The sequence below is a fragment of the Paenibacillus vortex V453 genome, from assembly GCF_000193415.1.
Classification (GTDB): domain Bacteria; phylum Bacillota; class Bacilli; order Paenibacillales; family Paenibacillaceae; genus Paenibacillus_AQ; species Paenibacillus_AQ glucanolyticus.
The window spans coordinates 123726-146329 of the sequence record NZ_ADHJ01000055.1 but is presented as its reverse complement, the minus strand read 5'-3'; the positions used below and the strand labels follow the sequence as shown (position 1 = coordinate 146329).

The window sequence follows — 22604 nt, the reverse complement described above, 5'->3', positions numbered from 1 at the left end:
CCGCGGCTTTGCCGCGCGGCGTCCGGCCGCCGGGGGGCGGCGGGTGCGGGTGCACCCCGCCATCTGGGCGGTGGCCGTGCTGCTGGCCTTGGCACTGGCGCTGCCGCTGCTGGTTGTTGCCCCGGGCAACAACACGCCGGAGCCGCTGCCGCCGGGGCCCGCCCCGCTGCCTTCCGCCGAGCCGGGGGCGGCGGAAGAGCCCACGGTGTCCGTCTATTTAACCAAGACGGACACCGTGGAGGAACTGCCGCTGGAACAATACCTCGTCGGCGTTCTGGCCGCCGAGATGCCGGCCGAGTTCCAGCTGGAGGCACTCAAGGCCCAGGCCATTGCGGCACGGACCTATATCGTGCAGCGGCTGGCGTCCGGCGACCGCAGCGGCGTGCCGGACGGCAAGGCCATGGTGACCGACACGGTCAGTCACCAGGCATACATCGCCCATGACGAGCTGACCGAGGAATGGCGGCGGCTGGGGAAGGAAGCCGAGCTGGGGAAGCTCCAGCAGGCGGTAAAGGAAACGGCGGGATTGGTAATGACATACAAGGGTAAGCCGATCACGGCTTCTTTTTTCTCTACCAGCAACGGCTATACCGAAAATTCAGAGGATTATTGGAAGAATGAAATTCCTTATCTGCGCAGTGTGGAAAGTCCATGGGATAAACAAATCTCGCCCAAGTATAAAACGACGGTCACGATGCCGCGCTCGGAATTCGTAGGGAAGCTCGGTCTGGCGGACGGTGCGGTACCGGTATCGGCGGGCGGGGACGGGAACGCCTCTTCTTTTTTGAAAGTACTCTCCTATACGCAGGGGCATCGCATTGAGAGTGTGCGGGTGGGAGGCAAGACATTTACCGGTCGCGAGGTAAGAGAGAAGCTGGGCCTCCGATCAAGTCAGTTCAGCCTGGTGATGAAAAATGGTGAGATAGAGATTACCACCTATGGCAACGGCCATGGCGTCGGCATGAGCCAGTACGGAGCAGAGGGCATGGCCCGCGAGGGATATGAGGCGAAAGAGATTCTGAAGCACTACTATACGAATATTTCTTTTGACAAAACTTCAAATCTTCTCTCTTCAAAAAAATAATAGTGAGATTACGTATAAAAGAGTTGACCCCGGTAACAATGGTTACTGAGGTGATTGCAAATGAATGAACAAAACAAAAATAGTAAACCCCACGAAGAAGCTCCTAAAACTGTGCAAGGAGATTCGACGGTACCGTCATCTTCGTGGAAGAAAGCTTTATCCAAACGGTGGGTGTTCCCGGCAGCATACTTAGCAGCAGCGGCAATTATACTAACCCTCGTGTGGGTCTACCAGGACGCCAGCCAAAAAACGCTGAAGCCACAAGGGGAAGCCAATGTTTCGGAGTCTGTACAGAGTTCGGAGAAACCTGCAACAGAAGGTAAAGACGGAGAAGCAGTAGAAGTAACCGCCAATGCACAATCGATGATCTGGCCGGTAGCCGACGACGTAGCTGTGAGCATTGTCAAACCTTATTTTGACGAAACGAACCCGGAAACGCATCAGGAGGCGATGGTTCAATATAATGACACCTTCACGCCGAACCTGGGAATCGACCTGGCCACTGCAGATGACACGATGTTTGAAGTCAGAGCCGCGCTTACAGGAAAAGTGACTCGCGTTGAGAATCATCCGCTTAACGGAAACGTAGTGGAGATTACCTCCGGTGATACGAAGACGGTTTACCAAAGCTTGAACGAAGTGAAAGTTAAGGAAGGCGCTGAAGTGAAGCAGGGCGATTCCATCGCAACTGCCGGACGCAGTGAGTTTGAGAAGGATCTCGGCAACCACGTGCACTTCGAAGTGTATGAGGGCGGGAAACTGGTCAACCCTGTGAGTGTGCTTCCGCAAAAATAATTTCATTTCTTCGTACAATGCGCCCACCGCGCACTTGAAGAGGGCAGGATCTTGAGATCCTGTCTTTTTTTTGTTTAGGGTTTCGAAGGCAAGTCCAACCCTTGCCGCGCCTTGTATTATGGACGTTTCATACTTGTCCATGACCAGCATGTCCAGAAAATAAATGAGTCCAAGTAAGCTTGTCAGCCCGTGAAACCGCGAATATCCCGTCATGCCCCTCATATAATGTACCAAACTATCCACACAGTAGGGAGGCGGGAGCGTGCACGATTACATCAAGGAGCGGACCATTAAGATCGGACGCTGTATCGTGGAAACGAGGCATACGGTTCGAACCATAGCCAAAGAATTTGGCGTGTCGAAAAGCACGGTGCATAAGGACTTAACCGAACGTCTGCCGGAGATCAACCCGGACCTGGCGGATCAGGTGAAGCACATTCTCGAATATCACAAATCCATCCGCCATCTGAGAGGCGGGGAAGCTACCAAGATCAAGTACAAAAAAAACCGGCAGCAATCGTGAACCGGTGGCCACGGCCAAATCCTGATATTTAGGGCTTAGGTCACTAGATTGGCGTTGAATCCCTCCCCTAAAGTATGATATGTTAAAAGCTGGTATAGGATCGAAATATGGGACCTGTTTTGCCGAAGATCATCATGAATTGCTGGATTTTGTCGATTGATGCATTGGCGCAGCGAACAGTGACCCTTACCATAAAATAACACTTTGGGGGCTTTTCATGATGTTGAGCAAGGATATTGGAATCGATCTCGGAACGGCGAACGTGCTCATTCACGTTAAGGGGAAGGGGGTAGTGTTAGACGAACCTTCCGTTGTCACTATTGAGACCGACACCAAGCGAGTCCTTGCCGTCGGTGAGGAAGCACGGCGCATGGTCGGGCGCACTCCCGGCAACATTACGGCGATCCGCCCGCTGAGGGACGGGGTCATCGCCGACTTCGAAATTACAGAAGCGATGCTGAAGTACTTTATTGATCGCGTGGGCGCGCGCAGTTGGCACAGCCGGCCCCGAATCCTCATCTGTGCTCCCACCAACATTACTTCGGTGGAGCAGAAGGCGATCCGGGAAGCGGCTGAGCGCAGCGGCGCAAGAGATGTGTTCCTGGAAGAAGAACCGAAGGCAGCGGCAATTGGCGCAGGGATGGATATTTTCCAGCCAAGCGGTAACATGGTTGTGGACATCGGGGGCGGCACCACGGATGTGGCCGTCCTGTCCATGGGCGATGTGGTCACCGCTTCTTCGATTAAGATGGCAGGGGACAAGTTCGACGAAGCGATTACGAAGTACGTGAAGCATAAATATAAATTGCTGATCGGTGAACGGACGGCAGAGGATCTGAAGGTGGCGATCGGCACGGTTCGTCCTGGGGGTAGACAAGCTGAGATGGATATTCGCGGACGCGATATGGTATCCGGTCTGCCGTTTACCGTAACGGTTTCTTCGGCCGAAGTACAAGAAGCCTTGTGGGACCCGGTTTCAGCGATTGTACTCGCGGCGAAATCCGTGTTGGAACGGACACCGCCAGAGCTGTCGGCGGACATCATAGATCGCGGCGTTATTTTAACGGGCGGCGGTGCACTTCTTCATGGATTGGACGAGTTGTTGACGGACGAGCTTCGGGTTCCGGTACTCGTTGCAGAGGATCCGATGCACTCGTGTGGTAAAAGGAACGGGAATTATGCTCGATAATTTGGACAAGGTCGTTAAGAAAAAGTTCTAACCTTCCGATATAGATGATAGGAACAACATGAGCATGGAATGAATCGGTATAATCACCACGATGAGATTAGCGATCTGCTTCGAAATACGCCCACGTTGACAACAGCGGAGAGGGCGGAATTGTAATGGAAAAGCGAAGCGGTCGCCTTTGTTTTTGGATTTCAACCCTATCCAACATAGTTACAAGAAATCCAAAAACAACAGCGATTGGAAGTACAATCCGTCATCGTAGCGATCGTTATATCGACTAAGGTTGTTATGATTCGTTAATGGAAGGGAAGTGCCTTCATTGTTAAGAGGTCTATATACAGCAGCTTCAGGGATGATGACCCAGGAGCAGCGACATAATACGGTGACGCAGAACATCGCCAACGTCAACACAGCAGGCTACAAGGCAACAAACAGCGTACAGCGTTCGTTTCCTGAAGTGCTTGTCTCCATGATTGGGGGCAACGATTCGTCGAACGCAGGCCGGAAGCTGGGTAAGTTTAATACCGGCGTGTATGCGGAGGAGAGCATCTCGCTTTATACCGAAGGCGCGCTTCGGGAAACCGGCAAGAACACAGACTTCGCGCTGGTATCCTCCTTTACCGTTCAGAATCCGGCAACGGGTCAGGATTATCCGTTCGATGCTTCCGGCAGATATGTCGATGAGAACGGCGAGGTTATCTATAGACCCGAAGGTTTTTTCACGGTTCAGGACGAGAATGGGGATACCCGGTATACCCGTAACGGGAGCTTTCGGGTGAGCCCGGAAGGTAACCTGCTCAGCGAGAGTGGCTATCAGGTTCTGGATAACAATAACAGACCGATTATATTGACAGGCTCGGCGTCTGACTTTACAGTGAATGAGCAAGGAGAAATCATGGACGCCGCTGGCAACGGGACAGGCATCATCCTGGGAGTCAGCATTGTAAGCCAGCCTCATGGGCTGATTCGCGAAGGGAATGGCGTGTTCCGCATGTCCGATCCGGACGGGGAAGTGCGGTTCATGACACCGGCCGATAACGGAGTGGTTCGTCAGGGATTTATTGAAGGGTCCAACGTGGATCCGACGCAATCGATGGTGGAATTGACCGCTGCGCTGCGCGCGTATGAAACGAATCAGAAAATCGTTCAATATTATGACAGGACGCTGGAGAAGGCGGTCAATGAGATTGGCCGAGTATAAGCAGTGTCTACAGGTTGGCAGGCAGCAGCGTGCTGCCGTATGAATATGTGAGCCCACGGGAGGTAAGTGATGAACAACTCGATGATTAGCGCTATGGTGTCGATGAATGCTCTCCAGCAGAGACTGGATGTCATTGCGGACAATATGGCAAACGTCAACACGGCTGGTTACAAAAAAAAGGAAGCCTCCTTTGATGATGTGCTGACTCAGGTTCAGGGTCATCATAAGGATTTTGACCGGACGGGCCGTTCGACACCGCTAGGCTATACTCTCGGGTATGGCATGAGACTATCTTCCGTTGTGCAGAACATGGAGCAGGGAGCTATGAAGGAAACGGGGAATCCCTTCGATCTGATGATTGATGGACAAGCCATGTTTGCGGTTCAGGGAGATGGCGCAATTGGATACACCCGCGAAGGCGGATTTCATGTAACCCCGGATGCCCGTAACCCTAACAACTTGCTGCTGGCCAATTCGCAGGGCTACCCTGTGCTCGACGTGAACAATAATCCCATTTCGTTCCCGTCCAAAGGGAAAGTTGCCGTGAATGAGAAAGGTCAGATTATATTGGAGACCTTCGCAGGCGTCCGCTCGATTGTGGCTACCTTGAAGGTGGTTGAGCTCGAGCGTCCGGAAGGCTTGGTTGCTGTGGGCGATAACTTGTTTGTCGTTGGGGAAGGCTTGACGGAAGGAGATGTGTTTGATTTAACACCTCCTGCTCCGGGCGAGCCTCCGAAATCTTCGGTGCTTTCCGGTTTTGTTGAGCAATCCAATGTCAATCTGACCGATGAAATGACCAAGATGATGGAAGTTCAGCGAGCCTACCAGCTCATGGCACGTGCGCTAAGTTCCAGCGATACCATGATGAACCTTGCCAACACAATGCGAGGGTAGGTGGGCATCATGAGTGAATCAAAAGCCAAGAAGCGCTCCAAAACTTCCGGATGGAAACTAGCCGTCCGCATCATGATTCCTGTATTGCTTATATTGGCATTATTCGGAGGAATGGTCTTCGGTTATGTTGTGCTTGGGTCATCTAGGAGTTCAGTGAAGTGTTTGAATGGAGCACGTGGAAGCATGTTTTTGATTTGATATTTGCGCCATGACGGAATGTCAGGGCGAGTTAACAATTGAATTGTACCGCGATGCCGAACTCCCTCTAGGGGAGTTTTCTTTTTTTGGGGTTAAACGGTATAATGGGATGGGACTTGCGTATTAACTTTGTCATTTCATGACGATGGACGGATGTATATCAAAAGGGCCCTCTCCTTGAACACAAATGTCCGAAAGGAGAAAGCCCCTTATCTGAAACCTTCACTTCTGCAGTGGTGAAGGATATCCATCATTTTTACCGCAGATCCTTCTTTTTATGCATATGATTTGAAATTCATGTAGCTAACCTCAAAGATGAAGCATGATAGAACATCAACAACACTGCCCGCAGCTATACGTATACGGCATAACGGAAGCATATGGAACAGACTGCCCTTTTCAAACACTATGCTTGGCGGGTACGTACATAAGGAGGATTTTAATACTATGTTGAACATCAAACAGATTCAAGAGATTATTCCGCATCGTCCCCCATTTTTGCTGGTCGATAAGATCGTGGAGATTGAGGATGGCAAACGTGCGGTCGGCATCAAGAACGTCACGATCAACGAGCCTTTTTTTGTCGGACATTTCCCTGAATATGCGGTTATGCCAGGCGTGCTGATTGTAGAGGCTTTGGCGCAAGTGGGCGCTGTAGCGATTCTCAACGTGGAGAGCAATCGGGGCAAGCTTGGCTTTTTGGCGGGTATTGACGGGTTCCGCTTTCGCGGACAAGTGGTGCCGGGCGATACGCTGCGACTGGAAGTCGAGATTACCCGCCTGAAGGGCATGATCGGTAAGGGGAAAGCGACCGCAACGGTTGATGGGCGTGTAGTTGCCGGGGGAGAGATTATGTTTGCTCTCGCGGATAAGGAGTAATCTTCAGACTATTCTTGTTTGGATGAGGAAGGGAGACTTTTTTTCATGTCAGAGATGAGTCAGAGAACAATCGATACGGTACAGCGTTGGTTGAATGATCCTTATGTTGATGAGGAGACCAAGCAGGAGCTTCGTTCACTTGAGCACGATGCGAAGGAGCTGGAGGAACGGTTTTATCGTGATCTGGAATTTGGAACGGGCGGTTTGCGCGGTGTCATCGGCGCAGGCAGCAACCGGATTAATAAATATACGGTAGGTCGGGCTACACAAGGCTTTGCACGCTATATTCTGGAGGCGCACGGGGCTGCAGATGGGAAGCCGTCTGTTGTTATCGCCCATGATTCCCGCCATTTTTCGCCTGAGTTTGCATTGGAGGCGGCTTTGGTACTGGCCGGCAACGGAATTGTAGCGAAGCTGTATCCTTCCTTGCGCTCTACACCGCAATTATCCTTCAGTGTGCGCCATCTGGGTGCTACCGGAGGAATTGTCATTACGGCCAGCCATAATCCGCCGGAGTATAACGGTTATAAGGTATACAACCGCGAGGGCGGTCAGTTGGTACCAAGCGAAGCTGAGAACGTGATTGCCCGAATTCAGGAAGTGGATTCTTTTTCCGCCGTGAAGAGGCTGTCACAGGCTGATGCCGAGGCTCAGGGTCTGCTGGTATGGCTTGGCGAAGCGGAGGATCAGGCTTTTGCCGATACGGTGACAAATGTCAGTGTGAACCGGGAGCTTATCGCGTCCAAGCTTGGCGAGGATTTCAAGATTGTTTTTACCCCACTGCATGGAACGGGGCAAGCCCCCGTCGAACGCGTGCTTCGAAACATCGGCTTCAAGCATATCTATGTCGTTCCGGAGCAAGCTAAGCCGGATGCCAATTTCTCCACCGTAAAGTCACCGAACCCGGAAGAGCGGGAGGCGTTCACACTCGCAATGAAGCTTGGCGAGGAAGTGGGGGCTGACATTCTGATCGGGACAGACCCGGATGCAGATCGCATGGGGGCTGTTGTGAAGAACAGCCAGGGCGAATACGTTGTGCTGACTGGTAATCAATCCGGTGCCATTATGATTCATTATTTGCTGGGTCAATTGAAGGAAGCAGGGAAGCTGCCAAGCAATGGAGCTGTTATCAAGACCATTGTTACCAGTGAGATGGGAGCGGCAATTGCCGAGCATTATGGTGCAGCCGTGCTGAATACATTGACGGGCTTTAAATACATTGGGGAGAAAATGACCCAATTCGAAGAGTCCGGGAGTCATACGTATTTGTTTGGTTATGAGGAGAGCTACGGATATCTGGCAGGCAATTATGCACGCGATAAGGATGCTGTACTCGCTTCGATGCTGATATGCGAAGCTGCGGCATACTACAAAGGTCAAGGCAAAACCTTATACGATGTGCTGCAGGAGCTGTATGAGCAGTTCGGTTATTTCCTCGAATCACTGGAGTCCCGTACGCTGAAAGGCAAAGACGGCGTTGCGCAGATTCAAGCGAAGATGTCCGATTGGCGCAATCATGCACCGGAGGAAGTCGGGGGCGTACTGGTCAAGCAAGTGCTTGATTATGCGGAGGGCCTGGACGGGCTGCCGAAGGAAAACGTGTTAAAATATTTGCTTGAGGACGGTTCTTGGTTCTGCTTGAGACCTTCAGGCACCGAGCCCAAGATCAAAGTGTATTTTGCCGTGCGAGGTGAATCCCTCGCCGATGCCAAGGCCAAAATTCAATCGCTCTCGGATCATGTCATGGCCCGGGTAGACGCTTAACCATAGATACATTTTAATGAGAGAAGAGAACGAAGGGGATTTACGATGGTTGCTGCAAGGCCTAAGGGCTGTTGCCCTCCATCGTAAATTCCTATAGGTTCGATGAGGAGGTACTTTCGTGGTTCAGAAATGGAAACGCTGGAACACGGCAGCCCGCAAGTGGCTGTGGATTCTGGTTGTTCTTGGCGTTGCAGCGGCCCTGCCTGTAGGTTATGACCGACTGCAAACAGAGTCGACATCAAACAACGTTGAGTTGGTGTTCGATTATCGGGATTTGTTGGATGTCGCGGCGTATCAGTCTAAGCCGCAGGATTTTGTCTCCGAGCAGCTGGATCGCCTGAAAGACGCCGGCGTGATCAGTATGGCACTGTATGAAAGCACGCTGGACGAGCTGGCAAAATCGCGGCGGATTTCGGTTTATGACGGGCAGCAGGTTGCTGATCTGACAGGCACGACGATTTCTCCGAACGAGAATTTTACGTATGTTGCTTTTCTGAACGAGGAGAGCGCAGCTTTAATTAAACCGATTATTGAGGAAACCTTTACGAGACTCGATATTCCGGTAAGACCATGGCAGTTCGACCGTGCAGTGGATGGTCTAGTTCTGGAAACCCCACGCTCCAATGCGGTCATTAAGCCGTTGTCTCCAGATCCGATTACCATTGGCATGCTTCAGGACAAGGGCTTTAACATTGTGCCGCGTCTGTCTGACAGTCTTCCATATGATGAGGCCTATATGGAGAACCTGATGGCTTATTTCGCGGAAAACGGTGTGAAACGGATTCTGTTTGAAGGCGAATCTGCCAAAGGTTTCAATGATAATGCGGAAGAGAAGAGCCTGGATTCCTTTGCACAGCTATTGAACCAATATGATATCGGCCTGGTGGCCATTGAGAACATTAAACGTCCGCAAAAAGGGTTCACGAAACTGGCTTATTTAACGGATTACAATGTAACCCGTATTTATTCCCTTAGTGAGCGGGATGCTAATCTCGAACCGGAGGTTATTGGGGACCGCTTTGCTTTAGCGTCCAAAGACCGTAACATCCGGATGTTTTATTTGAATGCCGAGCCGAGCCGGGATATGACCAAAGCATCCGTCACCCATCCGCTCGATAATCTGATTGACAGTTTGACCGGATCGGGTCAAGCCATCAAACAGATGGAGGACAATGGGTTCACGATGGGTCCTGCAGAGCCGTTCCAAGTGACCGACTCGTCCTTGCAGCGATACTTTAAGCTTGGAGCTGTTGTCGGAGCCGTGGCTTTGATCTCACTGATGGTGTCCCACTTCATTCCGTTCCTTACCATCGCAGCCTTCCTGATCGGCCTGGTGGGCAGTGCAGGATTGTATGTTCTTAATGCATCATTGCTAGAGCAGGCGCTTGCTTTATTTGCCGCCATCAGTGCTCCGACGGTAGCTGTCATTCTAGCTATTCGAAAAGTCAATGAAACGCAGCAAACCATACCGGACATGACTCCTGGCAGAAGAGTGACACATTCCATAGTATTGCTGGTGAAGACCTCTATTCTGTCGCTTGCAGCCGTACCGATCGTTGTAGCTCTATTAAACAATGTAACGTATATGCTTGTTCTGGAGCAGTTCCGTGGTGTCAATTTGCTTGCCGCGGCACCGATTGCGCTCATTGCCGTTTACGTGATTCTGTACCGCGGCGGATCTACGTACCACTCGATCTTGAAGCTGCTAAAGTCTCCGATTACGCTGACTTGGGTCATTGCAGCCGGCATTGTGGCGATCGTCGGTTGGTATTATCTCACCCGTACAGGTAATTCAGGCTCCGTTTCATCCATCGAGATGGCATTCCGATCTTTCTTGGAGAATATATTCGGCGTACGCCCTCGTAACAAGGAGTTCTTGCTGGCCCATCCAATGATGGTGCTTGGCGTATTCCTGTCATTTAAGTATCGCCATGCTGTCTATCTGCTCATTATCGGTGTGATGGGGCAGCTGTCGATGGTCGGAACATTCACGCATATTCACACGCCACTCTATATTTCAGCTATTCGGGTCCTGCTGGGTCTTGGACTTGGTCTGATTATCGGATTGATCGCAATATTGGTATGGCAAGTGGCAGAAAGGATCTGGAAACGATGGTCTCCACTTCTAAGACGATAGTCATTTCCGGATATTACGGATTTAAAAATAGCGGTGATGAAGCGGTGCTGAAATCGATTCTGACCGCTTTGGAACAGGAAGGACAGGCAGCGGGAGTTGAGATCAACCCCGTTGTACTCTCCATCGACCCGGAATGGACATCCGCTGCCTACGGCGTAAAGTCCGTGCATCGGATGAAACTTGGAGAGGTTCGTCAAGCGATCAAGGCCAGTGACGGCTTGATCAGCGGTGGAGGAAGTCTGCTGCAGGATGCAACCAGTCCAAAGACGATTCCTTATTATCTGGGCGTTCTTAAGATTGCTCAATGGCTCGGCAAACCTACATTTATTTATGCTCAGGGCGTAGGCCCGGTGAATCGCAAACTCTTTTATCCCATGATCCGTTCCGTTTTCCGCAAATGCACTTACATCTCCGTGCGTGACATCCAGTCGGGCGAGCTGCTTCAGTCCATGGGAATATCAGCTGAAGCGATTCACGTCGTACCGGATCCGGTTATGGGCTTGCCGCTGCCAGAAGGCGAAAATGCTTGCATCGACAATAATGCAGTACATCACAGGTCGTTGCGTGAGATGGATGCAGGCAAGCAAGAGCTGCATACAGATGAGGCTTTTGCTGAAGCTCATCATGATAAGACAGAACCTGGAGTCCATGTTGACACTAATGATGGGATCAGACTGGGTATGGTTTCCTCAACTGAAGAGACTGCGAATACACCATTGTCGTCGGAAAGAGCTGACGTTGCTTCTGTTTCTTCTATTGAAATACACAAGGATTCTAGTGAAGGGGTATCAACGCAAGAAATACACCAGAGTACCGGTGAAGGAGTACGATCGCAACAAGTGCACGAGTACTCCGGTGAAGAAATGCCATCACAGTCATCATCAACAAGTCATGAAACGGGAGATGCTCTGCCGGTCATCGGCATTTCGGTTAGATACTGGAATCCGGAGCGAAAAGAACTGAAGGCTATTGGGGAAGGTTTAAAGGCATTAGCCGAACAGCGCCCCGTACACCTTCGTTTTCTTCCTTTTCATCAGCCGGATGACCTAGAGGCTTCGCAGTTTATTGTTAGCCAGATTGGTGATATCTCCCGGAATGGCTCTATGATCAGTTTCTACCATGATGAGAAGCAGCCGCAGGACATGCTGCGTGAGGTCAGTCATTGTGATTTGATATTGGGCATGCGACTGCACAGCCTGATCTATGCAGCGAATCAGAGTGTGCCGCTGCTCGGCATTTCCTACGATCCGAAGATTAATCACTTTTTGAAGCGGCTTGGCAGCGAGCCTGTCGGAACCAGTGAGTCGCTTGATGGAGATGTGTTGAAGGACCAGATGCTGCAGTTGTTGGACGGTGCACTGGCATGGAGAGCGGAGCACGGTGAGCAGATTGCTGTTTTGAAACGGGAGGCGGCTAAACCTGCGCGTCACATTGCCCAATATTTACGCCATAGAGGATGATAAACATGAAACAGACCTATCCATTTCCTACCGTATCGGTGTTCGAAGTACCTTTTTCTAAACTGAATATGAAGGATACGGTAAAATACTTGACCGAGGCTGTGCAATCGAGGCAGCCCCACCATGTCATTACGGCAAATCCGATTATGGTGATGACGGCCGTAAATAATCCGGATTACAAACAGATGATGCGCACCGCGGAAATGATCGTTCCGGACGGAACGGGTATCGTCTGGGCTGCTGGTGTGGGTGGCGAGCCGATTGAGAAACGCGTAACCGGCTTCGAACTTTTACATGAATTATTGAAGGTCGGGGAAACCTATAGATGGAAGTTCTATCTGCTGGGTACAACCGCCGAAGTGATTCAGGAAGCTGCCGAGCGGTTACAAATGCAATATCCGGCTGCGATTATATGCGGCCACCGGGACGGTTTTTTTGGACCTGATGAGGATTCTGCCGTGATCGAGGAGATCCGTGCAGCTTCTCCGGATGTTTTGTTTGTGGCTCGCGGTGCGGACAACCAGGAACCTTGGATTGCCCAGCATAAACAAGCGCTTCATGTCCCTGTGATTATGGGAGTCGGGGGATCCTTTGATATTATCTCCGGTAAACTGAAACGGGCACCGAAAGTGTTCCAAAAGCTGCGTCTCGAATGGTTTTATCGCCTTCTGAAGGAGCCTACCCGCTATAAAAGAATGCTTGCGCTGCCGAAATTCGTAGTGAAAGTGCTGCGCGAGAAAGAAAATGTAACGAAAACGGGCTAAATGGCTCATTTCTGTGGGGAAAATCCGGGATATCACCGGAAATTGGCATTGGTTTTCGGACCCGAAGGGAGTATAATTCAACCGGTAGACAATATTGGGGGTCGAATGATTACATGTTAATGATATACATCATCGGGTTTATCGTATCGCTCGCGCTCGCCCTGCTCTTAACGCCGCTTGTGAAGAAGTTTGCTGTTAAGGTTGGTGCAGTTGACGTTCCTAATGCCCGCAAGGTTCATACGCGGATCATGCCCCGACTCGGGGGACTCGGCATTTATCTGGCTTTTATTCTTGGACTGATTGCAGTTCTTCCTTTTTTGCCAGACAGCTTGTCGGCTCGTGATGCCAACTTTATGAAGGCATTTCTGATCGGCGGTTCCATGATCGTGTTGATCGGAGCCTTGGATGATCGATTTGAACTCTCTGCCAAGGTTAAACTTTTGGCTCAGATTGCAGCTGCTTGTGTAGTTGTATTCGGATTTAACATTACTGTGGACTTTGTAAATATACCATTTCAGGATCGGTACTCCATGCTGGAGAGCTGGGTGTCGATTCCATTGACCATCTTCTGGATTGTCGGTGTAACCAATGCGATTAATCTGATTGACGGTCTCGACGGTTTAGCTGCCGGCGTATCCGGTATTGCGATCAGCACAATCCTGGTCATGGCTATTCTGATGGGCAATACAACCGTAGCCTTGCTCTGCCTGCTGCTGCTTGGCAGCATTATCGGGTTCCTGTTCTTTAACTTCCATCCTGCCAAGATTTTTATGGGGGATACGGGCTCGCTGTTCCTCGGATTCAGTTTGGCCATGCTGTCTTTGCTCGGCTTTAAGCAGATTGCTATTGTGTCCTTCATTACACCGCTGATTATCATCGGCGTACCGTTGTCTGATACATTTTTTGCTATCATTCGCCGCAAGATTCAGAAGAAGCCGATCTTTGCGCCAGATAAGGGACATCTCCATCACTGCCTGCGCGAGCTTGGATTCAGTCACCGCCAGACGGTGCTGATCATTTATGTGATTGCTGCATTTTTCGGTGTGCTGGCTGTCATTCAATCCTCTGCCGCTATGTATGAAGCGAACTGGGTGACCTTTGTTGTCATCTGCGTCATGATGTGTTTCATGCAGATCGGTGCTGAGGTTATCGGCTTGGTCGGCAAAACCAAGCGGCCGATTCTTGGCCTGATTAACCGAATGCGGATGAAGGCTAATACCGAGAGCCGCACCAAGTAGAACTTATTCTTTTTCATATTGCGTCCGAATAAGACAAGTCTGCCTCACCTAAAAAGGTGAGGCTTTTTTGTATGTTTTGCTAAATAATAGGACCTGCGCTTCCGATATATGAACTATGCGCTAGAACCAATCTGTCAGTGAAAGTGAGGGGACCCAGTGAACGACGCAACAACCAAAACGGACTCCAACGTCCGAATGATCAAGGAGGCACGACCGTTGAAGAAAAATTTCCGTACTATAGCAAGCCTGTTACTGGCTGTAGCTATGTTCTTTTCCCTAATTCCGGCTTTACCGGCTTCAGCTGCTAATGGAGCTTTGTATTTTCACTTTTCTAATTTAAGCACAGATCCGAATTCACCAACGCCGGAGAACCGGAGCTCTATTTCGGTTTCAGGTACCTACAACGGCATTAATCCGAATACCATTCAGTATGAGATCAAACGTTTTGATGACACAACTACGGGCGGTACCGGCGTAAAGCCGATCCTGAACGAAGCAGCGAATACGTTCGAGTTTCTGAATGTGCAGTTGAATCAAGGCGTGAACAAAATCATCGTGTCCGGTATGAGCACGCAAGGCCAGCAGATGAGTGCCACGGCTTATGTGAAGTTCTCCGATGTACCTGCTGTGTATGAAGTAGCGCTCAGCGATGGACGCGTGTTGGAAGAGAACGCCTCCAAACCGGTTGTGGTGACCACGCAGACTGTTAGTATCTCGGTCAAAGCAACCAACGGTTCGAAGGGCGTGACCGTTAACGGTATGGCTATGTATGCCGGCGGCGGGGACACGTATTACTCCGCAGGGCTCCCATTGAAGAAGGGTGTTAACGATTTGGTAATTGTTGTGAACTCCGAATCGAAATCCCAAACCATCAACAGACAGGTCGTTTATCATCCGACAGGCTCTTTGACGGTCAATCAACTGAAGATCGGCAGCACCAATATCGATGGGCAGGCCGTGGTAACCGGTAATGTCAACGGCGTTATCTCCGGTTATATTATCGTGGATGCCCCTCCTGCTGGTACGCCTGCAGTAGCTCCAACTCTAGATGTCTCCGTATTTCCACTAGGATCCACGGTGCCAATCATGAACTCGCCGGCATCTGTAGGTGCAGCAAGCGTGCTGGGCAGTACCTTGATGTACCCTTTTACAACCACTGGCTCGGTGAACATCACACAGAGCGGGGAGTACGTTGTTTATATTAAGGACAATAATTCAGGGTTTGACGTGCAGAACACCTTTACTTATCGGGATGTTAACGCACCTACAATCAAGCAGGTGTACCAGCTATATGGCGTAACGGAGAGTGGCGGTGCGGTATCAGCTACTTCCCAATCCATTTTCCCGAGTGGTAACGATACAGTCTTAAACGAACTGCCTATTTATTTAATGGTGGACCAAGTGAACGCAGGTAACGTTGAGATTGAATCCAGCAAGGGCGGCGGGACGATTGCCCAGAAATTCACCTACAACGGTAACACGGTCTTCAAGATCACAAACCTGCCTACAGGTCAGCAAAATCTGATCATCAAGGCCAGCAATGGATCGGGCGTTTCCGATACCAAGGTGATTCCGGTAACGTTCCTGTCTTCCACGTATATCGATATTTTTAACTTGTATAACAATCAGGTATTTAAGAACAGTTCAGATTTTAATCAAGTCACAGGACGTATTGTCAACTACACGGGTACAGCAGGACTTACCATTTCCTTGAATGGTAACACGCGCGATTTGCCGGTGAGCGGAAATGGTGAGTTCAGTTTCACGGATACGACATTCCTGCAGCTGATTCCAGGTCCGAATACGTTGGTTGTCGCTGACAAGAGCGGGAAAATCTCGACGAAGCTGACCCTGCTTTATTTTAGCGATACCCGTTCGGTAATCAAAAACATGATTCCATTCCCGGTTGGCTCCGCAACGGAATCCGATCCAGATGGATTGTTCAGAGAAACGGCTGAAAATGCTTATAACACATATGAGAAGGCCCTGGGTCTTCGCTTTGAAGTTGAATACACCGACGAAATTACGGTCAACCTCAGTCATCCAACACCAACCATTTTTGCAGTATTCACGAAAAATAATGTTGGCACATGGACTCTTTCAGGTGGGGCACTGAAGACTCAATTGGACGCTATCAACCAAGCGGATCACAGTCTGTACTATTCGATTGTCAACGGAGCTAACTCCAGCTCTGCCCGCGTTGTATTTAAAGAGCTTGCTCTTCCAGAGGTTGGACTGCAGGCGATTAGCATCGGTTCGCGTTATCAATCCGTCACGACTACGGATACCATCGAAATTACACGTGAGCGTGCTCCTTACCAAGTGCTGTCTCCTAAGCTTCCTAACGAAGGCGTGTTGAAACAGAACTTTGTAGAGGTGAGCATCAAGGCAGAGGGAGCCGACTCGATTCTGATCGGCAAGACGCCAATGGTGAAATCCGAGACCAGCGACATCTTCCGTCTTGAGGTCAAGAACCTGAAAAACGGCAAAAACACGATTAAGTTCACGATTGAACAAGGCACCAAAAAGACCAATGGACAGTTTGTTGTAACTTACACAGATGATGCAACAGAGGGTTCCCAGTTTAAAACGAATATTTCAAAATCGGGCAAAGTATCGGTATTTAAAGGCGGCGTATCGCTCTCTTTACCTAAAGGCACCGTGCTTCAGCAGGCAAAATCAAGTCCAAATGCAGAAGTACCGACCATCAACCTTCTTGGTGAACACGACATCCTGTTCGGTATCGCGAATCAGATTGATGGACGGACCATTAAGGCCTATAACCGAATCGGAGAAATCGAGAACGGTGTTGAAATGGACGGACGCCTGGCATTGATCCCAGGGGATAACAACAATGCATTCCGTTTCACGCCAGCTGCGCATTTCGGATATGCTTCCCCGCTATACTGGCTGGATGCAGGTTCACTTAATGCTTACAGCAGCAATGTGGAAGACTTTAATGTAAAAGCGGCAACTCATCCATATGCGAAAGGGCACGAGTTCCATCAACGTCTGATTCCGCAGAACTGGATGGAGCTGTCCCAAAAAGGTACGATTACCTTGAAATACGATTCCGCGCTGGTAAACTCGGCATCCAGCAACCTGGGAATCTGGTGGTATAACCCTTCCCAGGGCACTTGGATTAACATTGGCGGAAAAGTAGATGCCAAGAAAAAAACAATCACGGCACCTTTCAAAGGTTTTGGTTATTATGCAGTTAAATCCTTGCGTTACAGCTATTCCGATGCGATCTCGCACAAAACGGCCCGCAACGATATTGAGTTGATGTTGGCCAGAGGATACATGAAGGCGTCCAAGCAAGATGCGTTTGGCGTGTATGATCCGATGACCCGCGGTGAGTTTGCTACCATTGTAGTGAAGCTGCTGGATATCCCGTTGGATTACGACACGGATAAGAACAAGTTAACCTTCGATGATATTTATCAGGAAAGTGTAGTTAACAGCATGCAGTGGGATTACCGTTATATCGAGACAGCGGCCAGAAAAGGAATCATTCGCGGCATCGCCCCACGAAGTTTTGCTCCGAATATGGAACTGACTCGGGAAGAGGCGGCGAACATCATCGCACGTGCATTGAACCTGAAGATGGGCGAAATCGAGAAAGATAAAGCGGCACTTCAGAAGGAGTTCGAAGATGTCGGCAATATCAAGTCGAATTACTCCTATCCAGCCATTCTTGCCGTGAACAAGGCCGGTATTCTGACGGGTATCGCCAACAGTTTGAAAGAGGGCGAGAAAAAGCCAACGTACAACTTTAACCCGGATGCTGTGCTGAATCGTGCAGATACGGCAACCGTCGTGAAACGCATGATGAGCAAGCTCAAAATGCTGTAAGTCATATTAATAAGTAGAACTGCATGACAAAAGGAACGAGAGCACCCGCCCAATTTCTGATGGCAGTGCTCTCGTTTATATTTGTGTAGCATCCGTGAGAAAAGGGTATTTATAACATAAATAACAAGATCTTATGGGTGCTGTTAGGGTACACGAAAACGTTTACCAATATCTATTGTTTTGTAATTTCATGTAGAATACGCTACAATAGCGGGAGCACATACTATTTTTAGAGGGTGAAGATGAATTTATGAAGCCGATATTATCAAAAGCGCAGCTCGACTACATGAAGGCGAAGACCAAGTTCGAGGAAAAAGCCAAAGTGATGGAGAAGAAAATTGAGCTGGCTCGTGCCGCTCATGATGAGATAACTCAGGAAGTCATGGAGGGACTCGTTGTTGAGACAGGCTTTCATGATTCATTTAACGAAATGACAGCGGCTGAGAATGCGTTGATCCAATGGTCACACACTACAATTAAACATGATAAGACTTATCGTACGAATAAATCCGAAATTGACATGATGTACAGTACATTGCATAGTAACCCGGAAATGCGAGCACGAATCATCCAGCTTGCTATGAAGATTCGCTAGTATTCTACAAAGGCGCCCAGAGGGCGTCTTTTTTTGTTGTCGTTATATGTAAATGGACAATTGTTATACGAAGTGATGAAACTCCGAAAAATATTTTAAAAAAAACTTTGCAACAGCCGCAACTTTTTGGAAATTCAAACGTTTATAATGTAGAGCCCAACGAGGTAACCAAGATTATCCGAAACAAGAAACTTGTCTATTAATTAGAAAAATGTTCTTTACGGTGTTGGGGACTCGTTGTATAATACCTAGGTAGGATTAGGAATCTATTCTAGTATGTAGTGTTCATTCGTTAACAAGATTCTGTGATATCGTCACAGACATCATTTATGATTTATGCTCAACTCTAGAAAGGAGGTGCAGGACAAATGAGTGATAAGAGCTACCAAATTAAAGAAAATAATCAAGTGATGATTCAAGGAGGAGAAAAAAAGGTTATGAAGAAAATTTTATCCGTAGCACTGTCTACAGCAATGGCATTCTCCATGTTTGCTTCTGTTGCATTCGGTGACGATGCGCTTAACACACAACAGAAATTTGATGTACTGAAAGAAAAAGGGATCTTCACTGGTTACCCAGACGGAACTGCTGGTCTGGACAAAGACATGACTCGCGCTGAGTTTGCTAAAGTCTTGGTTGGTATCATGGGTCTTGAGCCAATCGAAGGTAAAGCATCTTTCAAAGACAAAAACTACAAAGCTGACAAATGGCCAGCTCCTTATGTAGAAGCAGTTTACGCTGCTGGTCTGATGGAAGGTAAAAACACAACGAAAATGATCTTCGACTTCAACGGTAAAATCACCGTTCAAGAAATGGCGAAAGTTCTCGTTCTTGCTCAAAAACTTGAAATCCCAACAGAAACTAACAACAACGCTTCTGACTGGGCTAAAGGTTATGTTCAAGCAGCAATCAACTCTGGTTTGGTAGATGCTAAAGCTAACCCTAAAGCTAACGCTTCCCGTTCCCAACTGGTTGACGTTGCTTACTCCATCTACTTGGCTCAACAAAAACCAGCCGTAGTTTCTTACGAAGTTAAAGAAGACGGTAAAGTGGTTGAATTCAAACTTGCTAACAACGAAGTTGTTAAAGTAACTTTGGAAACAGCTTTGAAAGCTAACACAGCTACAGAAGTTAAGTTCTCCCACAACAACTACGACTACACTGAAAAAGTGACTTGGGTTGTAACTGCAGCTACTAAGATTCAAAGCGTTGCAGGTACTAACTACAAACAATTGGTTGTAACTTTCGATGGTGAAGTTGACACTAAAACTGCTACCAACGAAGAAAACTACACTATCAGCAACGTTGCAGTTGACTCTGCTTCCCTGTCTGCAGACAAGAGAGTTGTTACGCTGACACTGACTGAGAATGGTAACAAATTGCCACAGCAAAAAGCTACCAATCTGAAAGTGAACGGAGTTAAAAACTCTGATGGAAGCCGTACTTTCAATGAAACTGTATCCTTCTCTGTGAATGATACTGCGATCCCTGAAGTGAAAACAGTAACTGGTTTGGGTACAAGCGCTGTCCGCGTTCAATTCTCCGAGCCTGTAACAAGACTTTCTGCTGGTAATATCGCTAACTATCGTATCGATGGTAAACCGATTTCCGGAACAATTACTTACAGTTACCTTACGAATTCGGTGGTTATTTCCACTCCACTTGCTGTTGGTGAACACACTTTGACAGCAGAGGGTGTAACTGACTTCGCTAACTTCAAAGTTGGTAATGCAAGTTCCACATTCTCGGTAGTTGAAGATACTGTTGCACCAGAAGTTGTGTCTGCTGTTGCTAAAGATCTGCAAACAGTAGTTGTAACTTTCAACGAGCCAATTAAATCGGTGAGCAAAGGTTATCATACTTCGACTTCCAGACCAGCAACAGTATCCATTAGCGATAATGAAGTTACTTTGAGCTTCACTGAAGCTAATCGTTTGGGTCTTGGGGAAACTGAAGTATTCCTTGAAGCTGTAAGTGATTACAGTAACAATTCTTCTAACCGTTCAACTAAAGTAACACCTGTAGTAGATACTGAGCGTCCAACAGTTGTTGGTGTCAATGCGAAGTCAACTGACACAACAGCCCTCACTGTTGAATTCTCTAAATCTGTTAAAGAATCCGACATTCAAAACAGAAGTAACTTTGTCCTGAAAAAGGCGGATGGAACAGTATTCTCCGGAGCTGGTTTCACTAGCGCTGGTAACCCAACTACCGCTCCTAAATATGCAACGAAAGCAAACGGAACTGTAGATAATACTAAAGCTGTTCTGACTTCTATCGGATCGACTTTGCCGGCTGGTAAATACACTCTGGAAATTTCCGGAATCCGTGACAACACTGCTTTTGGTAACACTATGGTACCTCAAACTGTGGAAATCAATGTAACACAAGCTGGCGCTATCGAAACTACTGCTGCTTGGTATACTCTTGATTCCGCAAATGACCAATACAACATTTATGTGCAGTTTGACAGAAACGTAGCAACTTCTGGTGAAGGTAATGCGCTTGATGTTAACAAGTACAACTATGTTGTTGGAAGCACTTATTATCCAATTCCAGCAAATGCATCGATCACTTCTTACACAGCTAATACAGTTGTAATTACTGTAAATAAAGATGATCTGAATGCTAACTTCAGTGATAATACTATTGCTAAGAAGATCCGTGTGGTCAACGTAGCTGACCTTAACGGGAACTATGTAAACACAACTGGAAGTGTTACTGATCTGACAGCACAAGAAGTTTCTCGCGTTGCTATCGGTGATGTGAATGCTACAGGTGCAAGAACAATTGTTGCTAAGTTTAAAGGTGAGTTGGGATATGTTGATTCACGTGACTTCGCAATCAATTCTGCATCCGTACCAACTGATGTTTATGGCTTCTCCGTAACAAATAAAGGTTTTGCAAACGGTGAAACAACTGTTGAGTTCAATCTTACTAAAGATCTTCCTGCTAACACAGGTGATGTAGTATTGAGAACTACTTCTACAAGCTCAGCTGATCTGCATACTGTAGATAACTATGGTCGTAAGATTGCAGCGGTCAACAAAGATGTTGCTGACAAAATTAAACCATCTATTGTTGAAAATTCCAATGGTACAAAACAAGTTGCTGCAACTGCAACTGAAGTAAGAATTAACTTCACAGAAAGCCTTAAACTTGCTCAAACTGCAGCTACATTTGTAGTCCGTGTAAATGGTAACCCAGTTGACTTGACTGATTACACTGCAAGTGTAAGCGGAAATCAATTGGTAATTACTCTTGATAATGCAGCTCCTGCAAATGCTTTGCTTGAGGTAGAACTGAAAGGTAACCCAGACGGTTTGTACCTCACAGATGAAAGTGGAAATGCAGCTGACAACTTTAGTGTTTCAGCACGCGTTAACTAATCTGTATCTGTAATGCCTTATTAGAACCCTTACCTCAAAGGTAAGGGTTCTTTTAAATTTATAGATAATGAAGAGGTGCAGTATGAAAAACAAAAAAATGATCAAGATGAAAATCCTGTCCGCATTTTTAGTGCTAGCTATCGGGATTGGAGCTGGCTCCATCCTCAACACTCCCGCCGACGGCGCAGGCACAACCCCTGGCACCACTGACGACCCGGTAGTCACCAAGAGCTACGTTGATCAACAAATCCAGCAAGCACTCAATGGCGGTGGTGGAGCAACGAGTCCAACTCAGCCATCGCAAGGTGCTGATGAAGTCAAGAACGTTGCTCTGAAACCTGGTAAGATCTTGATTGCCGATGCTGGAACAGAATTTATTGTGCGTTCAGGTAATGCTGTGATTTACACTGAAGTCTCCAGTGGCGTTGCAGACCTTACAGATGGTAAAGATCTGTTGAATGGACAAGCTGCGCCTAAGAATCATCTGCTCTCGTTTCCACGTGAAGGCCGAGGCATTCAGGTGAAAGAAGGGCAAACCAGCAATCTGATTGTCATGGTACGCGGCGGTTACACCATTAAATAGCGAACGACTAGTGTGCGTTAGGTACCTGCTGATATTGCTTCATCCTTCAAGAGGCA

Annotated in this window: 16 protein-coding genes and 1 pseudogene; all 17 read left to right on the top strand. The window is 48.3% G+C overall.

The window, feature by feature from the left end; translation table 11 throughout:
• Positions 1 to 43: 43 nt before the first annotated feature.
• The 17 genes and pseudogenes from spoIID (at position 44) to PVOR_RS28630 (ending at position 22548) form a co-directional block, all read left to right on the top strand.
• Positions 44 to 1084: a stage II sporulation protein D gene (spoIID, locus tag PVOR_RS28710; protein WP_052649329.1), complete on the top strand. Its 1041-nt coding sequence runs from the start codon at positions 44 to 46 to the stop codon at positions 1082 to 1084.
• A 60-nt stretch (positions 1085 to 1144) separates the two neighbouring features.
• Positions 1145 to 1879 (top strand): M23 family metallopeptidase, encoded by a 735-nt coding sequence (locus PVOR_RS28705; protein WP_040681076.1) that lies wholly within the window; start codon positions 1145 to 1147, stop codon positions 1877 to 1879.
• Between the two features lie 262 nt (positions 1880 to 2141).
• A complete protein-coding gene (spoIIID, locus tag PVOR_RS28700) occupies positions 2142 to 2402 on the top strand; it encodes a sporulation transcriptional regulator SpoIIID (protein WP_006213083.1) in 261 nt (86 codons plus the stop codon).
• Positions 2403 to 2622: 220 nt separating this feature from the next.
• Positions 2623 to 3622, top strand: a pseudogene (locus PVOR_RS28695) (rod shape-determining protein).
• 288 nt (positions 3623 to 3910) lie between these two features.
• Positions 3911 to 4792: a flagellar hook-basal body protein gene (locus PVOR_RS28690; RefSeq protein WP_036639966.1), complete on the top strand. Its 882-nt coding sequence runs from the start codon at positions 3911 to 3913 to the stop codon at positions 4790 to 4792.
• 69 nt (positions 4793 to 4861) lie between these two features.
• Positions 4862 to 5686 carry a flagellar hook-basal body protein gene (locus tag PVOR_RS28685; protein ID WP_006213080.1) on the top strand — a complete coding sequence of 275 codons (825 nt, stop codon included), beginning with the start codon at positions 4862 to 4864 and terminating at the stop codon, positions 5684 to 5686.
• Positions 5687 to 5695: 9 nt separating this feature from the next.
• Positions 5696 to 5884, top strand: coding sequence for a DNA-directed RNA polymerase subunit beta (locus PVOR_RS28680; protein ID WP_006213079.1), 189 nt, complete (start codon positions 5696 to 5698; stop codon positions 5882 to 5884).
• A 447-nt stretch (positions 5885 to 6331) separates the two neighbouring features.
• A complete protein-coding gene (gene fabZ / locus PVOR_RS28675) occupies positions 6332 to 6763 on the top strand; it encodes a 3-hydroxyacyl-ACP dehydratase FabZ (protein WP_006213078.1) in 432 nt (143 codons plus the stop codon).
• A 45-nt stretch (positions 6764 to 6808) separates the two neighbouring features.
• Complete coding sequence (locus PVOR_RS28670; protein WP_006213077.1) at positions 6809 to 8527, top strand: phospho-sugar mutase; 1719 nt, start codon at positions 6809 to 6811, stop codon at positions 8525 to 8527.
• 118 nt (positions 8528 to 8645) lie between these two features.
• A complete protein-coding gene (locus PVOR_RS28665) occupies positions 8646 to 10664 on the top strand; it encodes a DUF5693 family protein (RefSeq protein WP_006213076.1) in 2019 nt (672 codons plus the stop codon).
• A complete protein-coding gene (locus PVOR_RS32925; RefSeq protein WP_006213075.1) occupies positions 10640 to 12124 on the top strand; it encodes a polysaccharide pyruvyl transferase family protein in 1485 nt (494 codons plus the stop codon). Before PVOR_RS28665 ends, PVOR_RS32925 begins: the two co-directional genes overlap by 25 nt.
• 5 nt (positions 12125 to 12129) lie before the next feature.
• On the top strand, positions 12130 to 12888 hold the full coding sequence (locus PVOR_RS28655; RefSeq protein WP_006213074.1) for a WecB/TagA/CpsF family glycosyltransferase: 759 nt from the start codon (positions 12130 to 12132) through the stop codon (positions 12886 to 12888).
• Between the two features lie 113 nt (positions 12889 to 13001).
• Positions 13002 to 14126: a glycosyltransferase family 4 protein gene (locus tag PVOR_RS28650; protein ID WP_006213073.1), complete on the top strand. Its 1125-nt coding sequence runs from the start codon at positions 13002 to 13004 to the stop codon at positions 14124 to 14126.
• 216 nt (positions 14127 to 14342) lie between these two features.
• A complete protein-coding gene (locus PVOR_RS28645; protein WP_006213072.1) occupies positions 14343 to 17981 on the top strand; it encodes an S-layer homology domain-containing protein in 3639 nt (1212 codons plus the stop codon).
• 250 nt (positions 17982 to 18231) lie between these two features.
• On the top strand, positions 18232 to 18576 hold the full coding sequence (locus PVOR_RS28640) for a hypothetical protein (RefSeq protein WP_006213071.1): 345 nt from the start codon (positions 18232 to 18234) through the stop codon (positions 18574 to 18576).
• Between the two features lie 368 nt (positions 18577 to 18944).
• Positions 18945 to 21965, top strand: coding sequence for an S-layer homology domain-containing protein (locus tag PVOR_RS28635; protein WP_006213070.1), 3021 nt, complete (start codon positions 18945 to 18947; stop codon positions 21963 to 21965).
• Between the two features lie 82 nt (positions 21966 to 22047).
• On the top strand, positions 22048 to 22548 hold the full coding sequence (locus PVOR_RS28630; protein ID WP_006213069.1) for a hypothetical protein: 501 nt from the start codon (positions 22048 to 22050) through the stop codon (positions 22546 to 22548).
• Positions 22549 to 22604 lie beyond the last annotated feature (56 nt).

Excerpts from the sequence above, each read along its gene's own strand:
- PVOR_RS28705 (WP_040681076.1), top strand. The coding sequence starts at position 1,145 with ATGAATGAACAAAACAAAAATAGTAAACCCCACGAAGAAGCTCCTAAA.
- PVOR_RS28685 (WP_006213080.1), top strand. The coding sequence starts at position 4,862 with ATGAACAACTCGATGATTAGCGCTATGGTGTCGATGAATGCTCTCCAG.
- PVOR_RS28680 (WP_006213079.1), top strand. The coding sequence starts at position 5,696 with ATGAGTGAATCAAAAGCCAAGAAGCGCTCCAAAACTTCCGGATGGAAA.
- fabZ (WP_006213078.1), top strand. The coding sequence starts at position 6,332 with ATGTTGAACATCAAACAGATTCAAGAGATTATTCCGCATCGTCCCCCA.
- PVOR_RS28670 (WP_006213077.1), top strand. The coding sequence starts at position 6,809 with ATGTCAGAGATGAGTCAGAGAACAATCGATACGGTACAGCGTTGGTTG.
- PVOR_RS32925 (WP_006213075.1), top strand. The coding sequence starts at position 10,640 with ATGGTCTCCACTTCTAAGACGATAGTCATTTCCGGATATTACGGATTT.
- PVOR_RS28655 (WP_006213074.1), top strand. The coding sequence starts at position 12,130 with ATGAAACAGACCTATCCATTTCCTACCGTATCGGTGTTCGAAGTACCT.
- PVOR_RS28650 (WP_006213073.1), top strand. The coding sequence starts at position 13,002 with ATGTTAATGATATACATCATCGGGTTTATCGTATCGCTCGCGCTCGCC.
- PVOR_RS28640 (WP_006213071.1), top strand. The coding sequence starts at position 18,232 with ATGAAGCCGATATTATCAAAAGCGCAGCTCGACTACATGAAGGCGAAG.
- PVOR_RS28635 (WP_006213070.1), top strand. The coding sequence starts at position 18,945 with ATGAGTGATAAGAGCTACCAAATTAAAGAAAATAATCAAGTGATGATT.
- PVOR_RS28630 (WP_006213069.1), top strand. The coding sequence starts at position 22,048 with ATGAAAAACAAAAAAATGATCAAGATGAAAATCCTGTCCGCATTTTTA.